This window comes from Prosthecochloris sp. (genome assembly GCA_015482705.2).
Lineage (GTDB): Bacteria > Bacteroidota > Chlorobiia > Chlorobiales > Chlorobiaceae > Prosthecochloris.
On record JADMLA020000041.1, the window covers coordinates 1 to 13761 of the forward strand.

Below are 13761 nucleotides of genomic sequence, written 5' to 3' on the forward strand. Positions count from 1 at the left end.
TTGACGGGATAACGATCGGTAAACTGCTCGGTGATCTCAAGGCACTTGATGATGGGAAAATATCGGGTAAATCGTTTGTATCGGTTAGACAATAACATATTAGAAACGTGAACAGGGAGTGGTATGCAGTGCACAATCATGACTGAGACGTCCTGAAAACGGTTGACAAAAAAAAGAAGGAGAGTCAACCCATGGGCGTTAACAAAAAGTACAGTGCAGCCTTCAAGCACAAAGTGGTGACCGAGATCGAAAATGGTAAATTCAGTATAGGTGAAGCCCATCGAGTCTATGAGATTGGAGGTGGCACAACGATATACAACTGGCTTCGTCGTTATGGGAAAGGTCATCTGATCAACAAAACGGTGTTGGTGCAAATGAAGAATGAGTCGGACAGGATCAAGCAGTTAGAGAAAGAGAAACGAGAGCTAGAAGCAGCGCTGGCAAAGACCCAGGTTCGTGTGGTGATGCTGGAATCGGTGATAGAAGTAGCCGAGAAAGAGCTGAAAATAGACATTAAAAAAAAGTCTGGCTTAGAGCTGCCGGGCTTACCAGGGAACGAATGAGCGCCTCGGGCAAGCCGACAGGCCTACAAGGCATATGCCGAGAATTGGGTTATAGTCGGCAAAGCTACTACAAGGCAAGAGAACGAGAAGAGGCGCGTTCAAAGGAGTCGTTGCGTGTACTTGCAGGAGTGCGATCGATCCGACAGCTCTTGCCGGAAACAGGAGGGCGTAAGCTACAGAAGCATTTGAAGCAGCAAGGAATCCGGATAGGCAGAGATCGTTTGTTGCAACTGTTGCGAGAACATGATCTGTTGGTGTCGAGGAAGAAAAAGTATTGCCGGACAACGAACAGTAGCCATGGTTTTCGGGTCTACAAGAACCTGATAAGAAACGACAGGCCCAAAGGCCCGAAAGAAGTGATGGTAAGTGATATTACCTATCTGCGAACGGTGGAGGGATTCTGTTATTTGTCGTTGCTCATGGATCTGTATTCGAGAAAAGTTGTTGGCTATCATCTGAGCAAGAGTCTGGCGGTAGAAGGAAGTGTAGAGGCCCTGCGGATGGCCTTGCGAAGCGTCAACGAGCCGAAAGGGATGATCCATCACTCGGATCGAGGTATCCAGTACTGTAGCAAGATGTACGCTGGATTGTTAGGCAAGCGAGGAGTAAAGATCAGTATGACCGAGGAAGCTCATGTGTATGAGAATGCCAATGCGGAACGACTCAATGGCATCTTAAAGCAAGAGCTGGGTTTGGGAGGTGTGATGCGGTCGTTCAAAGTGGCAAAGAAACTGGTTCGGGAAGCGATAGATTTGTACAACAATAAACGGCTTCATCTGGCATTAAATTATCGCACACCAGCTGAAGTTCACGCAGCTTAAAAACTGTCAACTATTTCAGGACGGGACAAGTGAGGCAACTTTGCCAACAGGATGGAAGGTTGAAATTCCTGTTTGCAGGGGTTTTACTATATTATGCCTCGGTAAGTATCTATTATCGGAATAGACGGTATTGTACATGAAGGGAAAATCCCAGGAGTTCGGCGGTTGTTGTGTTTCGGATAAATCAATGGAGGATCTTGCACGTTCATCCCTGTTGTTCAGTGCAAGTCTCAAGCAAAAGGTTGCCGAAACGCAGAGTTCGGCGATTGTGGCCATGTCTCATGTTATTTCCGATTCTTTCAAGAGAGGCGGCAAGCTCTTGCTTTGCGGGAACGGCGGGAGTGCAGCCGATGCACAACATCTCGCAACCGAACTGACAATTCGTTACAGAAGCAGTGTTTCCAGGAGGGCTTTGCCTGCAATTGCCCTATCGACGGATACATCAGCGCTTACCGCTGGAGCGAACGACCTTGGTTACGACCAGGTTTTTGCTCGTCTGGTTGAAGCATATGGTGACGAAGGGGATGTGATCGTCGGAATCTCTACCAGTGGCAACAGCAGGAACGTGTATAATGCACTCGAGCGAGGGCGCTCATGCGGACTGCACACGCTTGCCCTGCTCGGTGGAGATGGCGGATGTATCAGAGATGTTGCAGACCTTGCGGTTATTGTGCCTTATGCCGAAGCGGCAGACCGGATACAGGAATGCCATATCGCCATCGGGCATGTTATTGTCGACTGTATTGAAAGAATCATGGGGTATTGTGGATAAATAGGCTTTTTAATTCCTAAACATTCAAGTAGATGACCATTAAAACAATAGAGGGAACGCTCGATGCAAAAAATACCAGCTTTGCACTTGTAGTTTCCCGATTCAATGACTTTATCGGCCAGAAACTTGTTGAAGGTGCGGTCGACTGCATTCTCCGCCATGGCGGTGCAGAAGAAAATATTGAGATTTACAAATGCCCCGGAGCGTTCGAGCTGCCTGCAACAGCTAAGAAAGCTGCAGTGTCGGGCCGCTACGATGCCGTTATAACCCTTGGAGCGATCATCAGGGGGGCAACTTCTCATTATGATGTGATTGCGGCCGAGGCAACGAAAGGTATTGCGCAGGCAGGTCTTGAAACCATGATCCCGATTACATTCGGTGTATTGACCACCGATAATCTCGAACAGGCGATCGAACGGGCGGGAACCAAGGCTGGCAACAAGGGGTTTGACGCCGCGCTTGCCGCAATTGAAATGGTCAACCTCTATCGGCAGGTGTAGCCCCCCGAATCGGCTTGTTTGCGGTGCTTGTAAGTCATTGAAAAATGCTCTCGGCCATAAACCATGCCGGAGGATTTCAGCCGTAAAGCTTTACTGACCATCGACGTCCAGCGTGATTATGTTTTGCCGGGTCCTCCGGCCGCTGTTGCTGTCTTCGGTTTTTATCGACAGGTGGGAGAGGAGCTTCTGTACATGGGCGTTCATCTTTATTCTACCGTGAACTGGTCAGGAATCTCGATTGGTGACTGGCTGAATGAGGCTTTTCAATAATGGATGGTTGTTTACTGCTCTTCCGGGTCCTGTTTCGACAGCCAGCGCTGTAAAGGAGCGGAAAGGGTTTCGGAAGAGAGGGGTTTGCTTATAAAGTCGTTCATGCCCGCCTTGAAACACATATCTCGATCTTCCTGGAGGGTATGAGCGGTCATGGCTACGATCGGGATACAGGGATCCACACGATCGAGCGATGAGGATCTGATGATTCGGGTGGCTTCTAGTCCGTCCATTTCAGGCATCTGGATATCCATCAAGATGAGATCATAGTCTTTCAGCTCCAGGGCTTTTATGGCTTCGGCACCATTGTTTGCAATATCCGCGGAGTATCCCATTTTGTTCAGCAATGCGATGACTACACGCTGGTTGATGAGATTATCTTCAACAACCAGTATCGCCGGTTCTGCCTCGGCGTTCGACACATGAGCACGTGGTTTTTCTGTTTTATCAGGAGAGAACGGTAGACCTGTGTGCGTTTTAACCGTCGATGACAAAGGGTGGTTTTCATGGTCGGAAAACGGTATGGTAAACCAGAATTCGGAGCCTTTTTCAGGCTTGCTTCTCAGGCCGATTTCTCCACCCATGAGGTCTACCAGCCGTTTTGATATTGTCAAGCCGAGTCCCATTCCTCCATATTTTCGCGTGAAGGAGGAGTCGGCCTGAGTGAACTCTTTGAAGATCGAGCCCTGCATCTCTTCGGAAATACCTATGCCGGTGTCCTGAAAAGAAAAATAAAGCAGGTGGTTTCTGCTTGTTCTTTCCGATGCTGTGGCTGCTGTAAAATAGATACTGCCTTTTGGTGTGAACTTTATTGCGTTGTTTCCAAGATTGACGAGTATTTGTCTGAGGTATTCTTCGTCACAGGTAATGTGCTCGGGAATGTCATGGCTGATACGACTGCCGAAACGTAATTTTTTATCTTGCGCCTTGAGTTTGATGACTTCGATAATTCTCAGGAGAAGATCCCTGAGATTGAATGTTACCGTGCTTGCCTTTACACGGTTTGTTTCAAGACTTGTGTATTCGAGCACTTTGTTGATGATGTCGAGCAGTATATCGGCGCTTTGCCGAAGTGTATCGGCATATTCATGTTGTTTGGGAGTCAAACCGGTGTCGAGCAGCAGGCTTACCATGCCGGTTATGCCATTGAGAGGTGTACGGATTTCGTGACTCATATTGGCGAGAAACTCTGATTTTGCGATATTCGCGGTTTCAGATTCTATAGCCATTCTGTTGGCAAAAGCAATTTCTTCTTCGAGACTGGTGTTGAGTTTTTTCAGCTTGGAGTACATCCTTCTGAGTTGAGTCTGCTGCCGTTTTTGCTCTGAAATATCGACAAAACTTTCAAGCAGGTACTCTTGGCCTTCGATTGTGATGTACTTGACCGTTTTAAGGATGGTAAGCATTTTACCTCCTGCTTGAATAAGCTGTTGTTCTGAATCGGTCATTAATTCTTCATTGTCGCCAGGAGGAATCATACCTATAAAAGGACAGCTCTCGTGTTCGTAGGAGCAGATGAACTTGCAGCAGGTTTTTCCTGTTATCTCTTCATGTGAAAGTCCGATAATCTTGCATGCAGCTGGATTGACATCGAGTATACGGTGTGATTTTGCGTCGACAAGTACGATTCCGGATTGAACTGCCTTGAATATCGCTTCGATGCGTTCTTTGTGCTCACGAAGCTTTTCACGGCTCTGTTTTTGCTCGCTTATGTCGATACTCAACAATCCAAAGAGCTCATCTTTCTCTGCGGAAAGGGGGATGGAAAACAGAATCATTCGGTAATACCGTTTATTCCCGGTGGACGGTGTGTATTCCTCGATAATGATGTTTTTCCTGTTTCTGGAAACACTCTGGAGCCCCTTTTTCAGGAGTAGAGCCTCTCTTCGGGGCATTATCTCCCATACTGCTTTTCCTGAAAGCGCTTCTCTGGGAATGGACAAAAGGTCTGCAAACGCGGTGTTCGCTGACAACAACCGTCCCTCACTGTCAAACGTGCTCAGTGGCAAGGGCATATGCTCTACAAGTCTGTGCATCGACCAACATGTTTTCAATTATGGTTCACAATAGTGCGTAACCATCATTGCCAATTTCTTCGATTTTCTTGTTGATATGTGGGGTGTGGCAGTGATATGAGTGGGGCAGAACTGCCGTAACAGAGGAATTTTACAAAATATTACTTCAAAAATGAAATAATATTTTCACTTTATGGTTATATAGTTGTCGGGGTGTTATGTGAGGGGAAAATGGGCAGAGCTCTACGCTACAGTTTTGTAGCGTTTCATGGAGCTGGTGATGGCCGAGTAGGTTATGTCTTGTAGTTCCTGAGCGTTTTTATCTTTGGTTTCAATCGGTTCGCCTATAATGAGCTTTACATTCGATTTACTTATTCTGAGACTTTTTTTCGGTGTTATGCGGTTGCTGCCGATAATCGTTACCGGTAAAATCGGTGTATGCGCTTTTTGGGCAATCATGAATGCTCCTCGCTTGAACGGCTTGATCTCCCCTGTTTCCGATCTGGTGCCTTCAGGGAAGATGTGGACCGAGCGTCCGTTTTTCAGAACTTCCGAAGCTTTCAGCAGGCTTTTCAGGGCTTCTTTGTTTTGTCCTCGTTTGATCAGGACGTAGCCTGCCTGTTTAATGGCCCAGCCGAATATCGGAATTTTACCCAGTTCCTCCTTGGCCACGAAACGCATGTTGAGATGTATGGCGCCGAGTATGAGAGGGATGTCCGCCATACCGGCATGATTGCTTACTATTAAATAGTTTGTATTTGGGTCATAACGCTTTTCACCGGTTATCTCGATGCTTATTCCCATGAGCCGGGCACAGAAGCGGCCCCACCATGCAGCCATTCGGTGGAAACGGTCGCCTGATGGATCGATAAGGTTGACGACAAGCGCGATCAGTAATCCGAAGAACATTACCGGTATAACGATAAGGAAAAACAGAAGTGTCTGGAGAGTCATGAATGAATACTGTTGAGCTGTTTATTTGTTGAGCTGTTTATTTGTTGAGCTGTTTAGGTGTTTCTTTTCTTGTTTCGTGTAAAATTCAACGATTCAACAAATCGACAGTTCAACAATTACCTCTTTACTGTTTCAAAGCTTCATAAGAAATGCAGCGAGGTCTCTGTAGTCCGGACTCATAGGAATCGAGACCTTCCGTCTGTCGAGAACCTCCTGAAGACGGTCAGGAATCGAAATCTCCATATCCAGGGCTTTTTTTATCGCTTCGATGAATTTTGCCGGATGTGCGGTTGACATGACGGCGGCGGGTTCATCGAAATCCTCGTTGGTGGTCCTGAACTTTTCCAGTGCCCGGAACCCCACGGCCGTGTGAGGGTCCATGATATAGCCGAAACGGTCATAGACGTCGCCGATCGTTTCAATCGTTTCATCATCGGTGACAGCGTAACCGGTAATGTCGGCAGCCATTGCTCGGTAGTCATCTCCATAAAAATGCCTCAGCCGGGCGAAATTACTCGGATTGCCTACATCCATCGCCGATGAAAGAGTTGCTACGGTCGGATTCGGTTCATACCGGCCCTCTTCGAGATAGCGGGTTACACTGTCGTTCGCATTGGAGCCTGCGATAAAATGGTTTATAGGGAAACCCATCATTTTTGCGAGAACCCCTCCGGTGAGGTTGCCGTAATTGCCGCTTGGAACCGAAAAAACAGCTTTTTTGCCCGGATACCGGGTTGCAAGCTGCAAAGATCCCCAGGCGTAATAGAATGTCTGAGGGATAAGGCGGGAAATATTGATGGAATTGGCTGATGTCAATGCAAGGCGTTGTTTCAGTTCAGCGTCCATGAACGCTTGCTTGACGAGGCGCTGGCAATCGTCGAAGTCACCACTCACTTCGAGTGCCGTTACATTGCTTCCGACGGTTGTGAGTTGCTGTTCCTGTAATCTGCTGACCTTGCCCGAGGGATAAAGCAGCACCACCCGTGTATTCGGTACTCCTTTGAAGCCGTATGCTACAGCGCTGCCGGTATCACCCGATGTGGCAACCAGGACGGTGATGAGCGTATGGTCTTCCTTTGCGAAATAACCGGTGAGGTGGGCCAGGAAGCGTGCACCGTAATCCTTGAACGCCAACGTCGGGCCGTGAAAAAGTTCTTCGATGTAGGTCTTTTTTTCCAGCCCTACAAGAGGAGTTTTAAACGTGAAGCAGTTTTCGACTATTTCCCAGAGCTTGTCATCGGATATCTCTCCTTCGTTGAACTTTTTCGCTATGGCGAATGCAATGTGATTGAAGGGTGCTTCCTTGAGCAGCTCGATTTCATCTATTGAAAACCTGGGAATTTCAGAAGGAACGTAGAGCCCTCCATCGGTTGCAAGACCCTCGAGAGTAGCTCTCTTAAGAGATGCGGGTGTTGATTTTTTATTTGTACTGTAGAAAATCATGAGAGTGTGCTTAAATGATTTTTGCGCCTTCTTTGCAGACAGGTGAAACCCATATATCGGACTGGAGTTTTTCACGTATGCTCGAAAACGCCTGCTTCATTGCCTCTCCTACCTCGCAAGCTGTTTCATATGAGGAAGAAAAGGCAAAGATTGATGGGCCGGATCCGGCAATACTGCATCCAAGCGCGCCAGCTTCGAGAGCTGCGTTTTTGACATTGTAAAAACCAGGAATCAGTGGCGCTCTTTTGGGCTCGGCAATTGCATCGACAAGAGACCGTCCTATCAACTCGTAATCGGATGTTAGCAAGCCGGAAATGAGCGCCCCTACATTACCCCACTGCTCAGTCGCTGTTTTAAGGGAAATCGTACGGGGCAGGACAGAACGCGCATATGCTGTCCTCACCTCGATGTGCGGGTGAGCGAGTGTGCAAAAAAGATTGTCGGGGGGTGGAATCGTAACCAGGTCGATCGGGTTGTAGCTTCGTATCAGTACGAAATTGCCAAGCATGGCCGGCGCTGCATTATCAGCATGTGCGGACCCGCAAGCCACGCGTTCTCCTTCAATGGCGAAGTGTACGAGCTCCATTTTGCTGCAAGGATTTCCCATCAGTTCATTAGCGGCAACCAGCGCTGCTGCTGCACTGGCAGCACTGCTGCCCATGCCGCTGCTGAGGGGAAGGTTTTTTTTGAGCTGAAGCTCGATATGGCCTTCGAAATCGATTCCTTTATTGGTTCTGATGTATTCGAGGAATTTGAGAACAACGAAGCTGGAGGTGTTTTTCTTAGGATCTCTCGGTAAGGCTCCGCCGTCGCCCGTGATCGATGTTATCGATACAGGGAGGAGATCTGTCCTTTTTTCTCTTTGGGTCAGAATTACCTCGTCACCCGGCTCCGTAATGGCAAACCCGAGAACATCAAAACCACAGGCGACATTTCCGATGGTTGCCGAAGCAAATCCAGTGACAGTTTTCATATGAGTTTACAGTTGCGGTATTCCCTTGCCAATAATATAATGATGTGTTAATTCGAAGGTACTCCAGGTTGTCGATGGCAATACAATGTCCCAATCCGGTTTGATTTTGCCCGAATTGCCTCGAGTCTGTTGGATTGAGCCAATAATAGCTCAAGTTGGATTTGAATTACTAACAGCTTTTCCTTAAATTCACAATTCAAGGTTTTTGGAAAGGAATTGATGACGGAGTCTGATTTCTAAAAGAAAGTATAATAAATAAACTTTCTTCATTCTTAACAAATAACAAAGCTAATTACGATATGTCTACAACAGTCAGGCCTGATGAGGTTTCAGCCATACTCCGCAAGCACCTGGCGGGGTTTGAGTCGGAAGCGGATGTCTATGATGTTGGAACCGTGCTCCAGGTGGGTGATGGTATTGCGCGTATTTATGGGTTATCAAAAGTGGCTGCCGGTGAATTGCTCGAGTTTCCGGGTGATGTCATGGGTATGGCGTTGAACCTTGAAGAAGATAATGTCGGCGCCGTTTTGTTTGGAGAGTCAGACACCGTAAAAGAAGGGGATACAGTAAAACGTACCGGTATTCTCGCTTCGATTCCTGTTGGTGAAGCCATGCTCGGCAGAGTTATCAATCCTCTTGGCGAGCCGGTCGATGGAAAAGGCCCGATCGAAACCAAGATACGCCTTCCTCTCGAGCGAAAGGCTCCCGGGGTGATTTTCCGTAAATCGGTGCATGAACCGCTTCAGACCGGTCTGAAAGCGATCGATTCCATGATCCCGATTGGGCGCGGTCAGCGCGAGTTGATTATCGGTGACCGTCAGACAGGTAAAACGGCTGTTGCAATCGATACCATCATCAATCAGAAAGGTAAGGACGTTTACTGTATTTATGTTGCTGTCGGTCAGAAAGGTTCCACGATTGCTCAGGTTGTAAACACGCTCGAGAAATTCGGGGCTATGGAGTACACGACGGTGATTGCATCCTCGGCTTCCGATCCGGCTCCTATGCAGTTCATCGCTCCTTATGCAGGGGCGGCTATCGGTGAGTTTTTCCGTGATACCGGCCGTCATGCATTGGTTGTCTATGATGATCTTTCCAAGCAGGCTGTTGCTTATCGTCAGCTTTCCCTGCTTCTTCGCCGTCCACCAGGACGTGAAGCATATCCAGGTGACGTGTTTTATCTCCATTCTCGTCTTCTCGAGCGTGCTGCGAAAATAACCGATGATCAGGAGGTTGTGAAAAACATGAATGACCTGCCTGAACCATTGATCCCAATGGTAAAAGGAGGGGGGAGCCTTACAGCTCTGCCGGTTATCGAGACACAGGCGGGTGACGTATCGGCATACATTCCGACAAACGTTATTTCGATTACCGATGGCCAGATATTCCTCGAACCGAACCTCTTCAACGCGGGTCAGAGACCGGCGATCAATGTTGGTATTTCGGTTTCCCGTGTCGGCGGCAGCGCCCAGATCAAGGCTATGAAGAAAATCGCCGGAACGCTCCGTCTCGACCTTGCTCAGTTCCGTGAGCTTGAAGCGTTCTCGAAGTTCGGTTCCGATCTTGACAAGGCAACGAAAGCGCAGCTCGACCGCGGTGCACGCTTGGTTGAGATACTCAAACAGGGGCAGTATGTCCCAATGGCGGTTGAAAAACAGGTTGCCATTATCTATCTCGGTACTCAGGGGCTACTCGATCAGCTCGAGGTTCAGTACATTCGGAAGTTTGAAGAGGAATTCCTCAGTCTTCTCGAGCACAAACATGATGATCTGCTGAAGTCGATTTCGGAGACAGGTCAAATGGATGCCGATGTTGCGAACAGGTTGAAAGAGGTTGCCGAACAGTTTCTTGGTTCATTCAAGGCAAAGGTAAAAGCGTAGAAAGCTTGATGATTTTCAGCAATTCAACAACCAAAGAATATTCATGGCAACCTTAAAGGATATACGAACACGAATCTCGAGTATCAAGTCGACGCAGCAGGTCACCAAGGCAATGAAGATGGTATCTGCAGCCAAGCTTCGCAGAGCTCAGGATGCTGCGATCCAGGCTCGCCCTTATGCCGCAAAGCTGAAAGAAATGCTCGGTTCGCTTTCAACCAGGGTTGATACCTCTCTCAATCCGCTTCTTTCCGGGCGTGACGATGTGAGAAATGTCCTGGTTGTGCTCATTACGTCCGACAGGGGATTGTGCGGAGCGTTCAATGCCAATATCATCAAACTGGCGAATAAAGTCGTTACCGAAGAGTACGGTGATCTGCATCGTGATGGAAGGGTGGAGTTACTCTGTGCAGGAACGAGAGGATATGATTATTTCCGCAAGCGTGGTTTTGCTGTTGAGAAATCATACCCAGGTGTTTTTCAGAATCTGCATTTCAGCGTCGCGAAAGAGATCGTCGAATATGCTTCGGAAAAGTATCTCAATGGCGAGGTGGACAGGGTGATTGTTGTGTACAACGAATTCAAGTCGGTTCTTGCTCCAACGCTCAAAAAAGAGGTTCTTTTGCCAATTTCGCCAGAACAGGATGAGGGGCAGGAAAAGAGCAGTGGGAGTTCGAGCGATTATATTTACGAACCGTCACCGTCATCCATCATCGATGTTCTCGTTCCCAAACATCTCAACACCCAACTTTGGGGGATGATGCTTGAATCCAACGCTGCAGATCACGCAGCAAGGATGACCGCAATGGATTCGGCAACGGAAAACGCAAAAGAATTGCTGAGAGTTCTGAACATCAGCTATAACCGTGCGCGTCAGGCCGCTATCACGACAGAACTCAGTGAGATTGTCGCGGGTGCCGAAGCGTTGCAGGCCGAATAAAACGCTTTACGTTCGATATCATCGAAGCGCCCCGAAAAGTCGGGGCGCTTTTTTTTTGCTGCGATGTTACGGTTGAACCCTGGAGTTTGACCATTTGTATAAATGATTTGTATCTTTGACTCTGCTTTTATCACAGTGTCAAGAGTTTACACCACATAAATAGCACGATGAGCATGAAGGTTTTGAAATTTGGCGGTACGTCTATACAGGATGGCGACAGGATCAGAAACGTTCTGGGTATTATACGCAGAACTGTACAGGATACGCCTGTGATCGTCGTGGTTTCCGCTATCCGGAAAGTGACCGATTTGCTGCTGGAAGTAGCGGTTATGGCCAGTGACGGGGATGTCGGTTACAGCAAAAAGCTTGGAGAGATAGAGACTCTTCACAGGGAGCTTGTTGACGATCTTATTGAAACAGCCGGTAGAAAAGAGGTTGAGGAGTATCTGCAGGCTGAACTGACCGAGCTTGGTGATGTGTTGCACGGCGTGTGCCTGCTGCACGAGTTGTCCGATAAGAGCAGTGCTTTAATCATGAGTTTCGGTGAGCGGTTTTCGGCCTGGATTATAAGCAGTTTTCTCCGTCAGGAAGGGATTGAAGCATCGTATGTCGATGCCAGAAATATGATAGTGACCGATAGCAACCATTGCGATGCGAAGGTTGATATGAAGGTATCTAAAAAGCTTATCAGGGCATGGTACAAGGGGACCAGCGGTGTTCCTGTGGTTACCGGTTATATCGGTGCTGCGCCGGACGGGACGGCAACAACGCTCGGACGGGGGGGATCGGATTATACTGCCACGATTATCGGCGCGTCGGTAGGTGTGGATAAAATAGAAATATGGACCGACGTCGACGGCTTTTTCAGTGCCGATCCAAAACGGGTCAGAGATGCATATGCGTTGCCGTTTATCAGTTACAGCGAAGCAATGGAGCTGTCACATTCGGGGGCCAAGGTTTTGCATCCCTATTCGGTACATCCTGCCATGAAGGCAGGGATTCCCATTAGTATCAGAAACTCGTACAACCCGGATGCCGAAGGAACGCGTATCGGGTTGTCGGAAAAAAGCGAAACCGTTCCAGAAAGGCCGGTGACCGGTCTCAGTTCGATCAACAGCGTTGTGCTGCTCAATCTTTCCGGCAGCGGGATGGTTGGTGTGCCGGGAATTGCTTCCAGGCTTTTCAGTTGCCTGGCAGGCCATATGATCAATATTATTTTTATTTCACAGGCTTCGTCCGAGCAGTCCATCAGTCTGGTTATCAATCTTGCCCAGGCGGAAAAAGCTCGTCGGATTCTTGAAAAGGAGTTTGCCGTCGAGATTGCTGCACGGCAGATAGAATCTCTGACTCTCAGAAGGCATATTGCCATTATTGCGGTTGTCGGTAATGACATGTCCGGTCATCCCGGGGTATCGGCACATCTTTTCGAAACCCTCGGAAAAAACGGTATCAATGTCATTGCCGTTGCACAGGGGGCCAACGAGATGAATATCTCGTTTGTTGTTGACAGCCGTGATGAAGACAAGGCTCTGAACTGCGTGCACGAATCGTTTCTTCTCTCTCGTCGTACCGTACATGTTTTTATTGCCGGAACCGGAACAATTGCGAGAAGTTTGATCGGGCAACTCCGCGATCATACGCTTACACTCAGAAAAGAGATGGAGCTCGATGTTATCGTCAGCGGTATGGCGAATACGCGGGCTATGGCTGTCAAGGATGCCGGAATCGATCTCCGGAATTGGGAAAAAGCTCTCAAGCCAAGAGATGACGGCAAATCAGTAAAGAACTATATCGAACGGATCAAGGCAAGGAACCTGCATAATTCAATCTTTGTGGATTGTACGGCAAGTGCCGAAGTTGCTGAGAGTTATCCGGATCTTCTGGCATCGAATATTTCCGTTGTCACGGCAAACAAGCTGGGAATGGCCGGTTCATGGGCTTTGTATGAAACCATTCGGGGCGCTCAGTATTCTTCGAATGCGCGTTTTCTTTACGAAACCAACGTCGGAGCGGGTCTTCCGATTATCAATACCCTCAACGATTTGCGTAACAGTGGTGACAAGATCGTTAAAATAGAGGGGGTTCTCTCCGGAACATTGAGCTATATTTTCAACGAACTCCGTAAAGGTGGAAAGTTCAGCGATATTGTCAGGCAGGCCAAAGAGGCGGGTTACACCGAACCGGACCCGCGTGAAGACCTTTCAGGAGCTGATTTTGCAAGGAAATTTCTCATACTTGGCAGAGAACTCGGTTACCGGCTCGATTATGAAGATATCGAGTGTGAGAGCCTTGTTCCCGACCACTTGAGGACCGACATGAGTGTCGATACATTTATGGAAAAGCTGAGTTCTGCCGATGCAGGGTATGATGAGATGATCAGGGAAGCTGCTGAAAACGATATGACCATCGCTTATGCGGGTGAGATCAGTGAAGGTAAAGCACGCATCAGTGTGAAAATGCTGCCGCTTTCTAACCCTGTAGCTGGGTTGAACGGTACGGAGAACATGGTAGTGTTCACAACCGACCGTTACCTCGACACGCCACTTGTAGTCAAGGGGCCGGGGGCCGGGGGAGAGGTGACTGCCGGTGGAGTTTTCGCCGATATTCTGCGAATTGCAAGCTATTTGATTTAA

General features: G+C 48.2%; 12 protein-coding genes. 8 read left to right on the forward strand and 4 right to left on the reverse strand.

Annotation, left to right across the window (positions count from 1 at the left end):
* The first annotated feature begins 191 nt into the window (after positions 1–191).
* The 5 genes from QZ209_RS11510 to QZ209_RS11530 all read left to right on the forward strand — a co-directional run bounded on the left by QZ209_RS11510 (position 192) and on the right by QZ209_RS11530 (position 2926).
* Positions 192–563 carry a transposase gene (locus QZ209_RS11510; protein ID WP_294348051.1) on the forward strand — a complete coding sequence of 124 codons (372 nt, stop codon included), beginning with the start codon at positions 192–194 and terminating at the stop codon, positions 561–563.
* Complete coding sequence (locus QZ209_RS11515; RefSeq protein WP_294348053.1) at positions 560–1384, forward strand: IS3 family transposase; 825 nt, start codon at positions 560–562, stop codon at positions 1382–1384. The genes QZ209_RS11510 and QZ209_RS11515 overlap by 4 nt, the downstream gene beginning before the upstream one ends.
* A 136-nt stretch (positions 1385–1520) precedes the next feature.
* Complete coding sequence (locus QZ209_RS11520; protein WP_294348055.1) at positions 1521–2156, forward strand: SIS domain-containing protein; 636 nt, start codon at positions 1521–1523, stop codon at positions 2154–2156.
* Positions 2157–2188: 32 nt separating this feature from the next.
* Complete coding sequence (gene ribE / locus QZ209_RS11525; RefSeq protein WP_294348057.1) at positions 2189–2656, forward strand: 6,7-dimethyl-8-ribityllumazine synthase; 468 nt, start codon at positions 2189–2191, stop codon at positions 2654–2656.
* A gap of 63 nt (positions 2657–2719) precedes the next feature.
* On the forward strand, positions 2720–2926 hold the full coding sequence (locus tag QZ209_RS11530) for a hypothetical protein (protein ID WP_294348059.1): 207 nt from the start codon (positions 2720–2722) through the stop codon (positions 2924–2926).
* Between the two features lie 11 nt (positions 2927–2937).
* Here the strand turns inward: QZ209_RS11530 and QZ209_RS11535 are convergent, their stop codons facing one another.
* The 4 genes from QZ209_RS11535 to QZ209_RS11550 all read right to left on the reverse strand — a co-directional run bounded on the left by QZ209_RS11535 (position 2938) and on the right by QZ209_RS11550 (position 8311).
* Complete coding sequence (locus QZ209_RS11535) at positions 2938–4962, reverse strand: PAS domain-containing hybrid sensor histidine kinase/response regulator (protein ID WP_294348060.1); 2025 nt, start codon at positions 4960–4962, stop codon at positions 2938–2940.
* 222 nt (positions 4963–5184) lie between these two features.
* Positions 5185–5895: a lysophospholipid acyltransferase family protein gene (locus QZ209_RS11540; protein ID WP_294348062.1), complete on the reverse strand. Its 711-nt coding sequence runs from the start codon at positions 5893–5895 to the stop codon at positions 5185–5187.
* Positions 5896–6027: 132 nt separating this feature from the next.
* Positions 6028–7338: a threonine synthase gene (thrC, locus tag QZ209_RS11545; protein ID WP_294348064.1), complete on the reverse strand. Its 1311-nt coding sequence runs from the start codon at positions 7336–7338 to the stop codon at positions 6028–6030.
* Between the two features lie 10 nt (positions 7339–7348).
* Positions 7349–8311, reverse strand: coding sequence for a homoserine kinase (locus tag QZ209_RS11550; RefSeq protein WP_294348066.1), 963 nt, complete (start codon positions 8309–8311; stop codon positions 7349–7351).
* A gap of 299 nt (positions 8312–8610) precedes the next feature.
* On the opposite strand from QZ209_RS11550, the gene atpA reads away from it, so the two are divergent.
* From atpA to thrA, 3 genes are all read left to right on the forward strand, one after another.
* Entirely contained in the window at positions 8611–10191 is a 1581-nt protein-coding gene (atpA, locus tag QZ209_RS11555) for a F0F1 ATP synthase subunit alpha (protein WP_294348067.1), read from the forward strand.
* A 43-nt stretch (positions 10192–10234) separates the two neighbouring features.
* Positions 10235–11128 carry a F0F1 ATP synthase subunit gamma gene (locus tag QZ209_RS11560; RefSeq protein WP_294348069.1) on the forward strand — a complete coding sequence of 298 codons (894 nt, stop codon included), beginning with the start codon at positions 10235–10237 and terminating at the stop codon, positions 11126–11128.
* Between the two features lie 173 nt (positions 11129–11301).
* On the forward strand, positions 11302–13761 hold the full coding sequence (gene thrA / locus QZ209_RS11565; RefSeq protein WP_294348071.1) for a bifunctional aspartate kinase/homoserine dehydrogenase I: 2460 nt from the start codon (positions 11302–11304) through the stop codon (positions 13759–13761).

Bases quoted from the DNA above. Each gene is read 5' to 3' on its own strand.
- QZ209_RS11540 (WP_294348062.1), bottom strand. From the start codon at position 5,895: ATGACTCTCCAGACACTTCTGTTTTTCCTTATCGTTATACCGGTAATG.
- QZ209_RS11520 (WP_294348055.1), top strand. From the start codon at position 1,521: ATGAAGGGAAAATCCCAGGAGTTCGGCGGTTGTTGTGTTTCGGATAAA.
- QZ209_RS11560 (WP_294348069.1), top strand. From the start codon at position 10,235: ATGGCAACCTTAAAGGATATACGAACACGAATCTCGAGTATCAAGTCG.
- QZ209_RS11515 (WP_294348053.1), top strand. From the start codon at position 560: ATGAGCGCCTCGGGCAAGCCGACAGGCCTACAAGGCATATGCCGAGAA.
- atpA (WP_294348067.1), top strand. From the start codon at position 8,611: ATGTCTACAACAGTCAGGCCTGATGAGGTTTCAGCCATACTCCGCAAG.
- QZ209_RS11530 (WP_294348059.1), top strand. From the start codon at position 2,720: ATGCCGGAGGATTTCAGCCGTAAAGCTTTACTGACCATCGACGTCCAG.
- ribE (WP_294348057.1), top strand. From the start codon at position 2,189: ATGACCATTAAAACAATAGAGGGAACGCTCGATGCAAAAAATACCAGC.
- thrA (WP_294348071.1), top strand. From the start codon at position 11,302: ATGAAGGTTTTGAAATTTGGCGGTACGTCTATACAGGATGGCGACAGG.
- QZ209_RS11550 (WP_294348066.1), bottom strand. From the start codon at position 8,311: ATGAAAACTGTCACTGGATTTGCTTCGGCAACCATCGGAAATGTCGCC.
- thrC (WP_294348064.1), bottom strand. From the start codon at position 7,338: ATGATTTTCTACAGTACAAATAAAAAATCAACACCCGCATCTCTTAAG.
- QZ209_RS11535 (WP_294348060.1), bottom strand. From the start codon at position 4,962: ATGCACAGACTTGTAGAGCATATGCCCTTGCCACTGAGCACGTTTGAC.
- QZ209_RS11510 (WP_294348051.1), top strand. From the start codon at position 192: ATGGGCGTTAACAAAAAGTACAGTGCAGCCTTCAAGCACAAAGTGGTG.